A 15003-nucleotide genomic window follows, 5' to 3' on the forward strand; every position below is an offset into this window, starting at 1 on the left:
GGGAGACAGATAAGACATCACAACCACGCGCGCTAGCGATGGGTGATGGCTTATCGCTCACCCCGCGGAAAGCGTCCGGCTAGCGCGGAAATCAATGCTACTTTCTGAATTGATCATAGATATCAACCCTACCCTTTAACATAGCCTTTATTTTTTAAAGGTGACTAATTTGTATTAAAAATTTCTCTATTCTTATGGTTTCATTTTACTTGAGGAGACTTTTGTTCAAGTCTCCTTTTTTATTTGGCTATGTTAACGGCGCAAATATTTAACACTTACTTACGCTTTAAAATTTATTAGCTGCTAATTCCTACAGAAGTGTTTTCATACGAGCTGTCAGTTAACGCCTTGTAGATAAAATCAGCTACATCTGCTCTTGAAATTGATTTTCCGGAACTAGGAACGCTTGTAGCAGACTCTTTATAATCCCCTGTAAATGCTTTGTCCGTTAATCCCATAGGTCTTACAATCGTATACGTTAAATTATTAGATTTGATATATTCAATCGCATTCTTATGATCGGCTAACACGTTACCAAGCATCTTCATCATCATCTTGCCCATTAACCCAGGTATTTCATTTTCTACACCTGCTGAAGCAGTGTAAACAATGCGGCTTACATTATTTGCTACCATTCCATCTACTACGTTTTTCATCATATTCTCTAGCTGCGTAGATTTTTTCATTCCGGTAGTGGAGCCTAAACACGAAACAACGGCATCTTTTCCGTTTATAGCAGCTTCGACAGCCTGCTTGTCAAAAGCATCTCCTTGAATAATAGTTAGATTATCGTGATTGATATCTAGCTTGGAAGGTGTACGAATATAAGCAGTGACAGAATGGCCGTTGTCTAATGCTAATTTAGTAAAATGTTTACCTACTCCACCGCTAGCTCCAAATATAATAATGTCCATTCGTAATTCCTCTTTTCATTTGTTTTGGTTAATGTTTTGCTTTTTGTAGGACGATCTTTTGCAAAGTCATGAAGTTGGTTTATATCTAAAAAAAGGAGGTAACCCTTAACAGGTTACCCCTTCAACTTTTTATTTAATTGTCATCGAAAATTCCTTTTCAATCCAATTGTTAGCCTCAATCCAGTTATTCACTCGAATGACTCCCTTAGGAGCTGGCTGCTGGTTATATGGGGTATTGAACAATAATACAGGTATATCTAGCTCTTCATTTATTTCAACAGCATTGTCATGCTTATCTTCGAAGAATACATGAACCCTATGCTTTCTTGCAGTTTCAATTTTGTTATGCGTACCAATCAATTCGATATGGTCATATAGGAGCTCTTGCTCTTTAAACCAGTTTAGCGTTACATCCATCACGTTTTCTCCACGAGCTGAGATGAAGTATAGCTCATACTTTTCCTTCCATGCTGATAAAACAGCTTTCGCATCAGCCTGGATAGGGGATGTAGCGTAAATGACTGGCTCAGAGGATTTAAACCATTCATAAAATTCCTTTTGGTCTACTTCAAAAGCTTTAGTTAAGTCATATTCTTTAATATCCTCTAATTGCAAGTTGCATTTAAATGCTTCATTTATATGAGGTAGCAAAGAAGTAGGGCAAGTTACTGTCCCATCTATATCAATGCCGAAACGTACATTCGTCATTTATATCTCTCCTTAAGCTTGTTGAGCTTCAATTTCCTTTTGTTGCTTTTCTAACTCTTGTTTCGCAAAATATTCAGCTGCGATTTTATCAATTTCAATCTTCAGTTCATCTACCATAGTTTCCTCTGGCACTTTGCGAACTATTTTTCCTTTACGGAACAATAGACCTTCGCCACGTGCACCAGCAATTCCGATATCAGCTTCACGAGCTTCTCCAGGACCGTTTACTGCACAGCCTAGTACTGCTACTTTAATAGGTGCTTTAATATGGGAGATATACTCTTCCACTTCATTTGCAATAGAAATTAAGTCGATTTCAATACGTCCACATGTAGGGCAAGAAATTAATGTAGCCGCATTAGAAGAAAGACCAAATACTTTTAGCAGCTCACGAGCTACTTTTACTTCCTCCACTGGGTCTGCACTTAACGATACACGTAATGTGTTTCCGATACCCATGGCTAAGAGTGTTCCTAGGCCGGCAGCACTCTTAATAGATCCAGCGAACAAAGTTCCTGACTCAGTAATCCCTAAGTGTAATGGATAATCAAATGCCTCAGAAGCCTTGCGATATGCTTCGATCGCAAGATTAACATCAGAAGCCTTCATCGAAACGATAATATCATGAAAATCCAAGTCTTCTAGGATTTTAATATGGTGTAGAGCACTTTCTACCATACCGTCTGCAGTAGGATAGCCATATTTCTCTAAGATTTTTTTCTCTAATGAACCTGCATTAACTCCAATACGAATTGGAATACCTTTTGCTTTAGCGGCATTAACTACAGCTTCTACTTTTTCTTTACGCCCGATGTTACCTGGGTTAATACGAATTTTATCGGCACCTTGCTCGATTGCAATTAGTGCTAATTTATAATCAAAATGGATGTCCACTACTAATGGAATATTAATACGTTTTTTTATCTCGCCGATCGAATAAGCAGCACGTTCATCTGGACAAGCTACACGAACAACCTGACAACCAGCTTCCTCTAAACGTAATATTTCAGCTACGGTTGCTTCCACATCATGTGTTTTAGTTGTTGTCATACTTTGAATAAAAAGTTCGTTACTGCCACCTATAGTTAAGTTTCCAACTCGTACAGGACGAGTTTTGGAACGATGAATTATTTCACTCATGAAATTCTCTCCTTCTTGAGGCTTTATGCCGTCACTATCCACCATTTTATCAGTCTTTCAAACGAATTGACAAGGAAGAAACCTCTAATTTTCTTTTTTACAGTTTGATTGTGATGTATAAACAGGTAAAAGTACTTTTTCTCCGACATGAAATGATTGCTTTTTTAAGTGCGGATTAAGCTCGTAAAAATCATTTAAACGTTTTGTGAAAGAAATTTCTTCACTTGTTGGATAAATGGCAAACAACGAATAGATTGTTTCTCCGGGCATAATCTCAGCAACTATATATTCTGGAGATTCCATACATTCTTCTATAGAGACTTCACTTGAATAAGCTAGTGGGATTGTTCCTTCAAACAAATCTACCTTAATAATATAAAACGATATAAAAAGTATAATGGTTGCTAAAAATAGTTTCATAAAAAAATCCCCCCTAACCAACTCTATGTCGGAGGAGGGGACATTATGCTATTTCTTTATAGGATAATATTTTAAAGAAATATATAAATAGACAAAGGTAACAGCATAGATTCCTAGCTGAATCCAATCGTTGGACCATTGCAAGATTGCAATGACAATAGAAATGACCATAGGCACCGTGCTAGCAAACAACGTAGATCTCCAAAGGTGTCGATATTCACCACGTCGTTTTAAAAAGAGAAGTATTAGGGTACCTAAATAGGCAAAGATACTAATACGGACAAATATAAACATAGTATTTAAAACAAATAGAAATAGAAATGCAAAGGGATAGATTAACCATTGAATATCGGAAAAGTATTCGATTAGTCCTTCTACATTTTGTTGTTGTTCTGAAATACCGTTTATAAATCCGAAAAAGGAGATTGCAGTCATGAAAAATACGTAGATAAACACGTATTGCATAACCTTTCCGATTGGAATAAGTCGAAATGCAGCAATTTTTTTAGGGCTATGTAGGCTTGCTTTAAATAGCTGAAATAAATTCATAAATTTCACCCTTTCAATTCTATATTATCATCATCAGAATGAAGTAACCAAAGTAAATTTAATTTTACTTTGTTAAGATATTGTAAAGAATAGTGAGTAGGTGTTTACATCAACTTAATAATTTAACCATAATAGAAGTTGAATTAATTTGTCGAAATGGGAGCTGAGGGTTATCGTGGAATTGAACTGGCAGCAAATGTTGTTTGAATTTTTTGGAGGACTGGGTATATTCTTGTTCGCTATTAAGTATATGGGTGATGGGTTGCAAAAAGCGGCGGGGGATCGACTAAGGGATATTTTAGACCGTTATACTACTAATCCTTTTATGGGAGTTTTAGTCGGAATCATTGTAACTGTGTTGATTCAATCTAGTTCTGGGACAACTGTAATAACTGTAGGTCTAGTTAGTGCAGGGTTTATGAAACTGCGACAGGCCATTGGTGTTATTATGGGAGCAAATATAGGAACTACAATAACTGCTTTTATTATCGGCTTTGATGTCGGAGGCTATGCACTTCCAATTATGGCAGTAGGAGCTTTTTTAATTTTCTTTTTTAAGAAACATATTGTACAAAATGTAGGTGAAGTTATATTTGGATTTGGTGGGTTATTCCTCGGACTGGAACTAATGAGTGGCGGTATGAAGCCTTTAAGAGAGTTAGAAGCATTTACTGATTTCACTCTGGCAATGAGTGATCATTCCGTTCTCGGGCTATTGGCCGGAACAATTTTTACATTAATAGTGCAAAGCTCAAGTGCAACTGTTGCTATATTACAAGGACTATATGCAGAAGATCTTTTATCTCTAAAAGGATCATTGCCAGTATTATTTGGAGATAACATTGGGACTACTATTACAGCAATACTGGCATCTTTAGGTGCATCTGTTGCTGCAAAGAGAGCGGCGGCAACCCATGTTTTATTTAACGTGGTTGGTTCTGTAATTTTTTTAATTTTGTTAATTCCTTTTACTCTCTATATAGAATGGATCTCTGGGGTATTAGATTTGGAAAGCAAGATGCAAATAGCTTTTGCTCACGGTTCCTTTAATGTAGCAAATACAATTATACAGTTTCCATTGATTGGGGCTTGGGCGTATCTTGTCACTAAGTTAATACCTGGAGACGATGTTTCAATAGAATATAAGCCTAAACATTTAGATGTTAACTTTATCGAACAATCACCATCAATTGCTATCGGTCAGGCTAAAGAGGAAATTTTACGTATGGGAGCTCTAAGTATACAAGGTTTGGAGAAAACATATGCTTATCTAAAAACAAAAAACAAGCGTGATTCAGATCTGGCATATCAGGTAGAAGACGCATTAAATAATTTAGATCAAAAAATTACAGATTACTTAGTAAAGATTTCCTCTCAGCCACTGTCTGACCAAGATTCTAGCCGACATAATATGCTAATGGATACTGTTCGTGACATTGAAAGAATTGGAGATCATTTTGAGAACATTTTGGAACTGATAGAGTATCAAGAGGTTCACCGAATTGTTTTAACTCCAGATGCAATAGAGGATGTTTCTGAAATGTTTGAGTTAACGATAAAAACAGTGGAAAAAGCGATAGAAGCTCTGAATACTAACGATGTAAAATTAGCACAAGAAGTAGCAGAACAAGAGAATGTTATAGATAAAATGGAAAGACAATTTAGAAAAAATCACATTTTACGAGTAAACGAAGGTAAATGTTCAGGTCAAGCAGGTATAATGTTCGTAGACATTCTTAGTAACTTAGAGCGAATTGGAGACCATGCTTGTAATGTGGCAGAAGCCGTATTGGGGAGACGCACATGATAGAGGTTATTGGGTGGATTTTAATAATAGCTAGCTTTGTAATAGCTTATGTCGGTACTTTTTATCCTATTATTCCTTCAGTAGTATTCATGCTACTTGGTTATATTTTATATGGATTGTTCTTTTCTTTCACCGAATTGACTTGGCTGTTTTGGACAATCCAAATATTATTTGTCATTCTTTTGTTTGGAGCGGATATGGCTGCCAATGCGCTTGGTGTTAAAAAATTTGGTGGAACGAAGGCCGGAGTATGGGGCAGTACAATCGGCTTGTTATTTGGACCTTTTGTTATTCCTGTAGCTGGTATCATAATTGGACCATTCCTTGGTGCTGTAATAGCTGAATTACTCGTTACAAGAGAAGGATTAAAACATGCGTTTAAATCTGGTATAGGATCTTTAATCGGTTTCTTAACTTCTTCCATAGCTAAAGTGGTAATATTAACTGTAATGCTAGTGGTATTTGTTCTCTTTGTATAACTCAGTCAAAAGTAGGAGAACAATAATAGGCTATTTTAATTGAACGTTTGATCAAATTTTGATACGCTAATAAATGGGCAGAAAATTACTATATTATTCTTTAGGAGGAAACTATAATGGCATACGAATTACCACAATTACCTTACGCTTACGATGCACTTGAACCACATATCGACAAGGAAACGATGAACATTCATCACACGAAACACCACAATACTTATGTAACAAACTTAAACAATGCGGTAGCTGGTAAAGCTGATTTAGAAAACAAATCAGTAGAAGAACTAATTGCTAATATCGACGCTCTTCCAGAAGACATTAAAACAGCAGTTCGTAACAATGGTGGTGGGCACGCTAACCACTCATTATTCTGGCAACTATTATCACCAAATGGTGGTGGTACTCCAACTGGAGATTTAGCTCAAGCAATCGATGCAAAATTCGGTAGCTTTGATGCTTTCAAAGAAGAGTTTGCTAAAGCAGCAACAACTCGTTTTGGTTCTGGCTGGGCTTGGTTATCTGTATCAAACGGAGAGTTAGAAATTTCTTCGACTGCAAACCAAGATTCACCTATCATGGAAGGTAAAACTCCATTACTAGGATTAGACGTTTGGGAGCATGCTTACTACTTAAATTACCAAAACCGTCGCCCTGATTACATTTCTTCTTTCTGGAATGTTGTAAACTGGGATGAAGTTTCAAAACGTTACGCTTCAGCAAAATAATTATTATTATAAAAAGTCAATAAAAAGAAACTTAGCACACACTTTTTCGTCTAAAAGTGTGTGTTTTTTATGTTACACTGTAAGTAAAGAAAATTATTTAACAAGTAGGTGAGATCATGCGAAAAATTTCAAAAAAACGTGCACAAAGTATAAAAGCAAAACAAAGGAAAAACATTACTTTTCGTATGAACATTCTTTTCTTTTCCATATTTCTTTTGTTCACCCTTTTAATCCTGAGACTAGGATACCTTCAAATTGTAAAAGGGGAAGAGTATGTCAAAAAACTGGAGAGTACGGAGGAGACATCTGTAAACACTAGCGTTCCAAGAGGACGATTATATGATAGTGAAGGACGTATACTAGTCGACAATAAACCACAAAAGGTTATAACTTATACAAAAATGCAGACTACGAAATCCGAGGATATGTTAGAAACTGCAAAGAAATTGAGTAAGTTAATTGAAAAGGATACAGACAATATTACAAAAAGTGATCGTCAAGACTATTGGTTAAGAGAGAATGCTGAAGAAGCTAAGAACCTCGTGACAGATAAAGAACGTAATAAAATCGAATCTAACGAAGAATTAACGACGAGCGAAAAGAACAGAGCAATCGACCGTTTACAAAGAAGTAAGCTTACTGAAGAACAGCTCAATTCCTTTACCCCCGAGGAAGAGGAAATTATTGCGATCTACAGAGAGATGGCTGCAGGCTATGCCTTATCACCACAAATTATTAAAGGTGATGAAATGAACAAGGAAGAAGGAGACATAAAAGAGGTCACAGCTGAGGAATTTGCTAGAGTTTCCGAGAGACTGGGAGATCCAGATATGGTCGGGGTAAACACGACAACTGACTGGAGACGTGTGAAAAACTCAACCTTAGCAGTATTAGGAAGCGTATCCTCTCCGAAAAAAGGACTTCCAAATGAGCGACTAAATTATTTCTTATCTAGAGACTACACTCGTAATGATCGAGTAGGTACTTCTTATATTGAACAACAATATGAAGAAATACTACAAGGACAAAAAACGGTAGTAAAAAATATAACAGACGGTAAAGGTCGAGTGATTGATGTAAGTACCATTTATGATGGGAAACCAGGAAATGAGCTCGTATTGACAATCGATAGTCAGGTTCAGCTAGAAATGGAAGGAATTATTGAAAGACAACTTCTTCAAATGAAAAACAATAATGCAGGAACAGATTATTTAAACAGTGCATTCTTAGTTATATTAGATCCATATACGGGAGATGTCTTATCGTTAGTAGGAAAAAGACTAGTAAAAGAGAATGGTAAATGGGCTGTACAAGACTATGCCTATGGAGCATTTAAAACTGGCTATGAGCTTGGATCTACTGTAAAGCCTGCTACTGTTTTAACCGCTTATAGAGAAAATGCAATTAGTATAGGGGATTATATGGTAGATGAGCCTATCCGTATTAAGGGTTCAGCGCCAAAAAGCTCTGTATTTAATAGAGGCTCAAGAATTCGTTTAAATGATTTAACAGCTTTAGAACGCTCATCCAACGTGTATATGTTTAAAATAGCATATGCCTTGGCTGGCAAAACATACCAGCCAAATCAGCCGGTCAATTTTGGAGCAGAAGCATTTTTGAAAATGCGTAATGGGTATGCCCAGTTTGGCTTAGGTGTCCCAACTGGCATAGACTTACCAGGAGAGTCTACTGGTGTTATCGGTAAAACAGAGTCAGGTAAATTACTAGATTTAAGTATTGGTCAGTATGATACCTACACTCCATTACAGTTAGCTCAATATACTGCGACTATTGCTAATGGAGGCAAACGTATTAAACCGCATGTCGTAAAAGAAATTCGTGAACCATCAGAGGATGGAGTCACTCTAGGGAAGTTAGTAAAAGAAATTAAACCGACCGTTTTAAATGTGGTAGATAATTCGCAGGAAGAGATCAATCATGTTCGAAAAGGGATGCAACGCGTTTATTTTGGAAAGCAAGGTACAGGTGCTAGAGCTTTTGGTAACGCACCTTATACAGCAGCAGGTAAAACAGGAACGGCCCAGTCATATTATAAGGATGACACGATGAAAGAATCAGTTAGGACAGTTAATTTAACTCATGTAGGATTTGCACCCTATGATAACCCTGAGATTGCTTATGCGATTGTTGTACCGCATGCATTCACTGAATCCTCTTATAAAACAAATTATACGAGTGTAATGGCTCGTGAGGTTGTAGATACTTACTTTAATATACAGAAAAAGAAAAGTACGTTAGAAAATAACGAATCTACGGCAACACCTCCTATCAAACCGGCATTCACAAATGACCAAATTGATGAAGGTGAAGAAACAAATACAACCGATGAACAGTAAATAAGGGCTAGAGTTCAATCTCTTGCCGCATTAAAAGTGAAATTGCGACTGTGCAATTTCACTTTTTTTATGTGCGCCCGGCATGCGCATGAACTATAGGGTGCAAGTCCCGAACCCCGAAGACAGAAGTAAAGGTTAGCCGAGAGCAAGGGTGTCCGTGGTGACGCGGAATCTGAAGGAAGCTGGAGGCAAATCACCGGTCCGAGGAACACGAATCTCATAGAAGGCTAGGTATGATTGAGTGAGTTTGCATAACAAAACAAAGCTCTTTCTGTCGAAGGTCATACCAAGTAAATGAGGCGGATAGATGGTGTGAAAGTGCATGCGCTTACCCGGGGAGGTCTGATGGAAACGTGAAGTACCCTTCATAACCCACTCCATGAGGAGTGGCTGAACCATCAGAAGTCAGCAGAGGTCATAGTACGAATGGGTCTAGAACCATTCGGAAGGACTGAACAATTAGGAGAGAATAACCCTTGGCTTTCCAACTTGGATGAATGAACACAGAAAACAAAGAAACCTCACGCTTAGAAAGTAGTGGTGAATCCCACGAGGGTATTTGCGGAGGGTGTAGTCCAGTTGGGCAAAAGAAGATAAGTTATTCACGGAAAGGAACGAAATGGCGATGTTGAATCAGATACTGGAACGGAAAAACATGATACAAGCGTTAAAGCGGGTAGAAGCGAATAAAGGAAGCCATGGAGTAGACATGATGCCCGTACAAACCTTACGACAGCACATCCTCGAAAATTGGGAAACCATTAAATCGCAGATTTTGAATGGAACCTATGAACCGCAGCCAGTACGTCGAGTCGAAATCCCGAAACCAGACGGTGGTGTGCGTCTATTAGGTATTCCAACCGTGACAGATCGTTTGATTCAACAAGCTATATCGCAGATATTATCTGAGGAATATGATAAAACATTTTCAGAATACAGCTATGGATTCCGACCAAATCGGAGTGCCCATGATGCCATTCGAGAAGCAAAGGGTTATATAAAAGAGGGTTATCGATGGGTCGTGGATATGGATTTAGAGAAATTCTTTGATAAGGTCAATCATGACCGACTAATGGCAACGTTAGCGAAACGAATTTCAGATAAACCTTTACTAAAACTCATCCGTAAATATCTCCAATCCGGTGTCATGATAAATGGAGTAGTTTCCAGTACAGAAGAAGGAACCCCGCAAGGTGGACCTCTAAGTCCACTCTTATCAAACATCGTATTAGACGAACTTGATAAAGAGTTAGAGAAACGTGGACATAAATTCGTTCGGTACGCAGACGACTGCAATATCTATGTGAAGAGTGAACGGGCAGGGATACGAACAATGGCGAGTATACAACGATTTATTGAAGGAAAACTTCGACTGAAAGTTAACGAAAAGAAATCGGCAGTGGACCGCCCTTGGAATCGAAAATTCTTGGCGTTTAGCTTTACTGCTCATAAAGAACCGAAGGTTCGTATTGCAAAAACAAGTCTACAACGAATGAAGAAGAAAATACGAGAAATTACCTCTAGAAAGATGCCATATTCCATGGAATATAGAATTGAAAAGTTAAACCAATATCTAGTGGGTTGGTGTGGATACTTCGCTTTAGCAGATACACCTACCATATTTAAAATATTGGATAGCTGGATTAAACGAAGATTACGTATGTGCCTTTGGAAGGATTGGAAGAAACCTCGAACAAGAGTCAGAAATCTTACTCGATTAAAAGTTCCTTATGGAAAAGCATACGAGTGGGGAAATACCCGTAAAGGGTACTGGCGCATTTCTAAAAGCCCCATATTACACAGAACCCTTGGCAATTCCTTTTGGGAAAGCCAAGGGCTGAAAAGTCTGCACGTTCGTTACGAAACTTTGCGTCATTCATCTTAATTGAACCGCCGTATACGGAACCGTACGTACGGTGGTGTGAGAGGTCGGGAGTTAATCACTCCCTCCTACTCGATTGGCTGTGTTAAAGGGTAGGATTGATTTTTTCTTGAGGAGATTTATTTGTGAAGTGTTACACTTAAACTAACGCCGCAGTTTAGTTGAAGAAGCGATTGGTAACTTTATTGGATTGAGTTCCAAATGTAAAGATATAAAAACATAAATAAGGTGGTTTACTGATGGGTGTTTTATCCTTTGCAGGAGTTATTTGTATAGTTATTTCGTTGTTTATGTTCATACCCAGTATAAAGAAAGCTGATTCTACTAAGGAAAAGTGGAGTGAGTTTTTTGATTTTGTTTTAGACCCTTTTACAGGATTAACAGCTTTGTTTTATTTAGGACTTCTACTAATGCTATATGGCTTATTAAGGATATCAAATTTGCTTTGATTATTTTATTAACGAGGTGCTTTACTTCAAGAAGGAGTAAAGCCTATTTCTTATTGAACCAACGCCGCAGGTTAGTTGAATAAGAATACAAAAAGAGAACCTAATTGTAGTTTTGTAAAAAGATTGTTCGTTTAACACAAGGTTCGATTATATAAATAAAGATTGATTAAAATAATCCTCTCTTAGTATTAATTGGGTAGATAATCCTTAGTTGGATATCTTTATAATTATGTAGTTTGTTAAGATATATTTGATCATATTAATAAAATCCGTGATTATGTAGTAAAATTTTTATAATTACTCTATGAATAGTATATCTTTAGGAGGTCAATATGAAATGGAAAGGAAAACATATAGAACAAGTCAATTATTTGAAATTCTAGGTGTATCAAGAGATGCACTAAGGTATTACGAGAAACAAGGAATTGTAAAACCGAACCATGATGAATCAAATAATTATCGTCAATATAATGATTATGATATTTATACATTATTGGTTGCAGATTTTTATATAAAGAGAAACTTATCTATGAAAGAAGTTAGAAATCTACAGGAAGGAAGAGCAATAGAAGAACTGGAAATTTTATTAGAAGTAAAAGCCGAACAATTAGAAGAAACCATACGAAATAATAAATTCATGCTTCAAAAAATAAAAGAAACAAAAGCATTCTGTGAGGAATTAAAAGAACATTTAAACCAATACTCCATAAGGAAATTCCCAATCTATGAAGTAATCAATGAGTTTTCTGACTTTTATTCCTTTCTGGAATATCCTACCATATTGGAAAATATGGATATGATGAAGGATGATATTCTTAGCAAAATCATGAGGAAATTTACTTTTGATAAAAACGGGTTTCTAGATTCTAGGATGTATATTGTTGAAAAGCATGAAACGATACATAAGGAAAAAAGCGGATGTTATTTACAATATTCTAAATGTATCTATACAATCGTTGAGGATGGCAGGTATCAAAATGGAAATAATGATATTAAAGATAAAGTATTTGAATCTACTTTAGAATGGGGAAACGAACAAGGACTTAAACCAAAAGGTGTTGCTTTTGTTAATACTCGTCTTATTACATATCTTGATACCAAAGAACGAGCCTTCTTAGAAATATATATTCCTGTTGAAGAAGAGTAAAAATACTTTTTATTGATATTGACCTGGGGGTAACACCATAGTTTATCTTTATAACCAATGGAACATGTTCAAACTGTTCTATTGGTTTTTTATATATAGGAGGGTGTTTGGTTTGAGTGGAATGTTAAAAAAGTATATTTTATGGACCTATGTCATGTTCTTTGTTTTTCTTATTGTCATAGGGCTGACAATGTTTCTATTAAAGTCTCAGCCCATTGTAGATATATTAATAGTGCTATCATCATGGACGGCTACATTTGTCTTCGTAACAATGTTCTGTAAAATATACCCTCAAGGGAATCTATGGAACTTTATAAAAAGCCAATTTAGGGAAAGAATCAGAATATCAACGGTATTGTGTGTCGTCCTTATTCAATTTTTGGTTTTGATTGGTAGTCTTTTAATGACAAACAAAGTGTGGGGTTTGCCCATACATGAACAATTAACTCCTTCGTGGACTTCACTTCTTATCGTATTTGGCTACAATTTAATCTTAGGACCACTCGGGGAAGAATTAGGGTGGAGGGGATTTGTATTAAATGAATTGCAAAAAAGATTCAGTCCATTAAAATCAGCCATTATCGTTGGATTGGTTTGGGGTTTCTGGCATACACCGTTATGGCTTATGTCAGGATACTCTGGGTTACAATTGGTGCAATATATCATTTGTTTCTTGGGTGCCATTGTTGCTATATCAATCATCATAACTGCAATTTATAACTTGAATCATAATCTCATTATTCCTATTATGATCCACCAACTTTTCAATTATTTTATGGGCATTCAAGTTGGAAACGTACTTAATATTCTTACAGTTACCTCTGTATTATATTCAATAGTGGCTGTAGTTTTTAGCTTAGTTAATTATAAAAAGTGCTTATACAGGTAATTGAATGGAGAATCTGGTTTGTGCAAAAAACTGGACAAAGATTTGGTTTATGTGACTCTAATGATTAGCGTCTTATGCGGTCCCTTCAAACAGTTTCAGTTTCAGTGAACTGTATCATATAGTAAGTATGTTAAGTTTGAATAGAAAAATTAAAACATATAAAGTAAATTAAGTTTTTAGTGGTGCTTATTCAACTAACGGGTAGCTTTAGTGAAAAGTAATATCAAAGTAAAATGAGGCAGGAGAAAATATCCTAGCTCATTTTTTTGTGTATTTTTTCTAAGAGACTATCTACTAAAAGGGGAATCTCGTTGTCACGTCGCGGTATAGCCCTTACGACAATACACGAAGGATCATCGTCGATGATAAGAGTTACCGCAGGAAGTGGCACAGATTACAAAACGATATTTATGCGACACACAGAAAAGAAACCGCAAAGCGAGCAAGAACTTTGTAATAAATAAGGAATTTATGAAATGAGGAATAAATTTATTTGAAACGGAACTATAATTACTATCGTCTATACGGTAAAAGGGGGTGTTAACTTGAATCTTAAATATTTTGGTTTTGGTATGATTGTTATCCTATCGCTATTGCTTTCTGCTTGTAATAATGCAGTTGAGCCGAAGGAACATCTAGGAGAAATATATAGTGTTACATTGGACTCAATAATGGAACAGGATAATTCATTGAATGACCATATGAAATTTATAGCTATTGATATGAGTAATTTCAAGGATGTAGATGATAGTGACAAAGAAGAAATCGTAAAATACATTAAGGATAAATATAACGTCGAAGTAATGGACGCAACTTTTGAGCAATTAGAAGAAAAGGGCTTGTTTAATTCAGATACGATGGTTTTGGACGGCGTACTTCTCAAAGTAGAATTAATTGATTTTAAGTCCAACAATCAAATACCCTTCATAGGTTCTAAGTACCGTTCAGCTAAAGGTGCAATCGGTGTAGAAGGTAAAGTTCATTATAAAGACAATGGATGGCGACCCAAAGACGTAGAAATAATTTCGATTAGTTAAAACAGGGGTGTAATAATGATTGCAAGACAGATTAAAGCTTTATCATTATTTATGGGTTTAATAATAATCCTAGTAATTGCAAAAGGTCTATGGAATAACAACGAGGTTGATTGGGGCGAAATTCTTTTTATAATTATAGCCAGTCTTATAGGTGGAGCCATAGGGGTCGCCGGGGCATTCATAACAAAAAAGTTATTAAAAAAACGGGAATCCTAGCAAAATAGCGCCTCCAATAAAGTCTCTAATAAACAAATATATGTGTAGAAATAATGGGTCACACCTCATGGTGTGGCCTTTTTCTATTTGTACACAGTTATAAAAAACCAAAGAATATTGAACAATGATGTAAACCCATTTAAAAAGGCTATGTTAAAGAAAAAGATTGATTTTTCGTAAAATCGTATGATGATTCCTACCCTACATCTGAATAAATTAGTTTCAACTTAACTGGATATTTATGTTAAAATAAGAATAATATTGTGAAGGAATCTACACATAAT

15 protein-coding genes are annotated in these 15003 nt (G+C 36.2%); 10 read left to right on the forward strand and 5 right to left on the reverse strand.

The window, feature by feature from the left end:
- Window positions 1-296: 296 nt before the first annotated feature.
- The 5 genes from MKX96_RS08815 to MKX96_RS08835 form a co-directional block, all read right to left on the reverse strand.
- A complete protein-coding gene (locus MKX96_RS08815; protein ID WP_340883230.1) occupies window positions 297-914 on the reverse strand; it encodes an NAD(P)-dependent oxidoreductase in 618 nt (205 codons plus the stop codon).
- Window positions 915-1043: 129 nt separating this feature from the next.
- Entirely contained in the window at window positions 1044-1622 is a 579-nt protein-coding gene (locus tag MKX96_RS08820; protein ID WP_340883231.1) for a hypothetical protein, read from the reverse strand.
- 12 nt (window positions 1623-1634) lie between these two features.
- Window positions 1635-2753 carry a flavodoxin-dependent (E)-4-hydroxy-3-methylbut-2-enyl-diphosphate synthase gene (gene ispG / locus MKX96_RS08825; protein WP_251555618.1) on the reverse strand — a complete coding sequence of 373 codons (1119 nt, stop codon included), beginning with the start codon at window positions 2751-2753 and terminating at the stop codon, window positions 1635-1637.
- Between the two features lie 93 nt (window positions 2754-2846).
- Complete coding sequence (locus MKX96_RS08830; protein ID WP_340883232.1) at window positions 2847-3182, reverse strand: hypothetical protein; 336 nt, start codon at window positions 3180-3182, stop codon at window positions 2847-2849.
- A 48-nt stretch (window positions 3183-3230) separates the two neighbouring features.
- Entirely contained in the window at window positions 3231-3731 is a 501-nt protein-coding gene (locus tag MKX96_RS08835; RefSeq protein ID WP_340883233.1) for a DUF1189 family protein, read from the reverse strand.
- A gap of 196 nt (window positions 3732-3927) precedes the next feature.
- On the opposite strand from MKX96_RS08835, the gene MKX96_RS08840 reads away from it, so the two are divergent.
- The 10 genes from MKX96_RS08840 to MKX96_RS08885 all read left to right on the forward strand — a co-directional run bounded on the left by MKX96_RS08840 (window position 3928) and on the right by MKX96_RS08885 (window position 14719).
- Window positions 3928-5538, forward strand: coding sequence for a Na/Pi cotransporter family protein (locus MKX96_RS08840; RefSeq protein ID WP_340885940.1), 1611 nt, complete (start codon window positions 3928-3930; stop codon window positions 5536-5538).
- Window positions 5538-6017, forward strand: coding sequence for a DUF456 domain-containing protein (locus tag MKX96_RS08845; protein WP_340885941.1), 480 nt, complete (start codon window positions 5538-5540; stop codon window positions 6015-6017). The genes MKX96_RS08840 and MKX96_RS08845 overlap by 1 nt, the downstream gene beginning before the upstream one ends.
- 116 nt (window positions 6018-6133) lie before the next feature.
- The gene (locus MKX96_RS08850; RefSeq protein WP_169358095.1) at window positions 6134-6742 is read left to right on the forward strand and encodes a superoxide dismutase; all 609 of its coding nucleotides are present in this window, start codon (window positions 6134-6136) and stop codon (window positions 6740-6742) included.
- Window positions 6743-6858: 116 nt separating this feature from the next.
- Window positions 6859-9099 carry a peptidoglycan D,D-transpeptidase FtsI family protein gene (locus tag MKX96_RS08855; protein WP_340883234.1) on the forward strand — a complete coding sequence of 747 codons (2241 nt, stop codon included), beginning with the start codon at window positions 6859-6861 and terminating at the stop codon, window positions 9097-9099.
- A gap of 625 nt (window positions 9100-9724) precedes the next feature.
- Window positions 9725-10984, forward strand: coding sequence for a group II intron reverse transcriptase/maturase (ltrA, locus tag MKX96_RS08860; protein ID WP_340885944.1), 1260 nt, complete (start codon window positions 9725-9727; stop codon window positions 10982-10984).
- 236 nt (window positions 10985-11220) lie between these two features.
- On the forward strand, window positions 11221-11430 hold the full coding sequence (locus tag MKX96_RS08865) for a hypothetical protein (protein ID WP_340883235.1): 210 nt from the start codon (window positions 11221-11223) through the stop codon (window positions 11428-11430).
- Window positions 11431-11767: 337 nt separating this feature from the next.
- Window positions 11768-12577: a MerR family transcriptional regulator gene (locus MKX96_RS08870; protein ID WP_340883236.1), complete on the forward strand. Its 810-nt coding sequence runs from the start codon at window positions 11768-11770 to the stop codon at window positions 12575-12577.
- Window positions 12578-12698: 121 nt separating this feature from the next.
- The gene (locus tag MKX96_RS08875; protein ID WP_340885946.1) at window positions 12699-13466 is read left to right on the forward strand and encodes a CPBP family intramembrane glutamic endopeptidase; all 768 of its coding nucleotides are present in this window, start codon (window positions 12699-12701) and stop codon (window positions 13464-13466) included.
- A 545-nt stretch (window positions 13467-14011) separates the two neighbouring features.
- Entirely contained in the window at window positions 14012-14503 is a 492-nt protein-coding gene (locus MKX96_RS08880; RefSeq protein WP_340883237.1) for a peptide ABC transporter substrate-binding protein, read from the forward strand.
- 15 nt (window positions 14504-14518) lie between these two features.
- Window positions 14519-14719: a hypothetical protein gene (locus MKX96_RS08885; protein WP_340883238.1), complete on the forward strand. Its 201-nt coding sequence runs from the start codon at window positions 14519-14521 to the stop codon at window positions 14717-14719.
- The last annotated feature ends 284 nt before the right edge of the window (window positions 14720-15003 follow it).

The sequence above is a fragment of the Psychrobacillus sp. FSL W7-1493 genome (genome assembly GCF_038004905.1).
In the GTDB taxonomy this organism is placed as follows: domain Bacteria; phylum Bacillota; class Bacilli; order Bacillales_A; family Planococcaceae; genus Psychrobacillus.

Excerpts from the sequence above, each read along its gene's own strand:
- MKX96_RS08815 (WP_340883230.1), bottom strand. The coding sequence starts at position 914 with ATGGACATTATTATATTTGGAGCTAGCGGTGGAGTAGGTAAACATTTT.
- MKX96_RS08820 (WP_340883231.1), bottom strand. The coding sequence starts at position 1,622 with ATGACGAATGTACGTTTCGGCATTGATATAGATGGGACAGTAACTTGC.
- MKX96_RS08830 (WP_340883232.1), bottom strand. The coding sequence starts at position 3,182 with ATGAAACTATTTTTAGCAACCATTATACTTTTTATATCGTTTTATATT.
- MKX96_RS08835 (WP_340883233.1), bottom strand. The coding sequence starts at position 3,731 with ATGAATTTATTTCAGCTATTTAAAGCAAGCCTACATAGCCCTAAAAAA.
- MKX96_RS08840 (WP_340885940.1), top strand. The coding sequence starts at position 3,928 with ATGTTGTTTGAATTTTTTGGAGGACTGGGTATATTCTTGTTCGCTATT.
- MKX96_RS08850 (WP_169358095.1), top strand. The coding sequence starts at position 6,134 with ATGGCATACGAATTACCACAATTACCTTACGCTTACGATGCACTTGAA.
- MKX96_RS08855 (WP_340883234.1), top strand. The coding sequence starts at position 6,859 with ATGCGAAAAATTTCAAAAAAACGTGCACAAAGTATAAAAGCAAAACAA.
- ltrA (WP_340885944.1), top strand. The coding sequence starts at position 9,725 with ATGTTGAATCAGATACTGGAACGGAAAAACATGATACAAGCGTTAAAG.
- MKX96_RS08865 (WP_340883235.1), top strand. The coding sequence starts at position 11,221 with ATGGGTGTTTTATCCTTTGCAGGAGTTATTTGTATAGTTATTTCGTTG.
- MKX96_RS08870 (WP_340883236.1), top strand. The coding sequence starts at position 11,768 with ATGGAAAGGAAAACATATAGAACAAGTCAATTATTTGAAATTCTAGGT.
- MKX96_RS08875 (WP_340885946.1), top strand. The coding sequence starts at position 12,699 with ATGTTAAAAAAGTATATTTTATGGACCTATGTCATGTTCTTTGTTTTT.
- MKX96_RS08885 (WP_340883238.1), top strand. The coding sequence starts at position 14,519 with ATGATTGCAAGACAGATTAAAGCTTTATCATTATTTATGGGTTTAATA.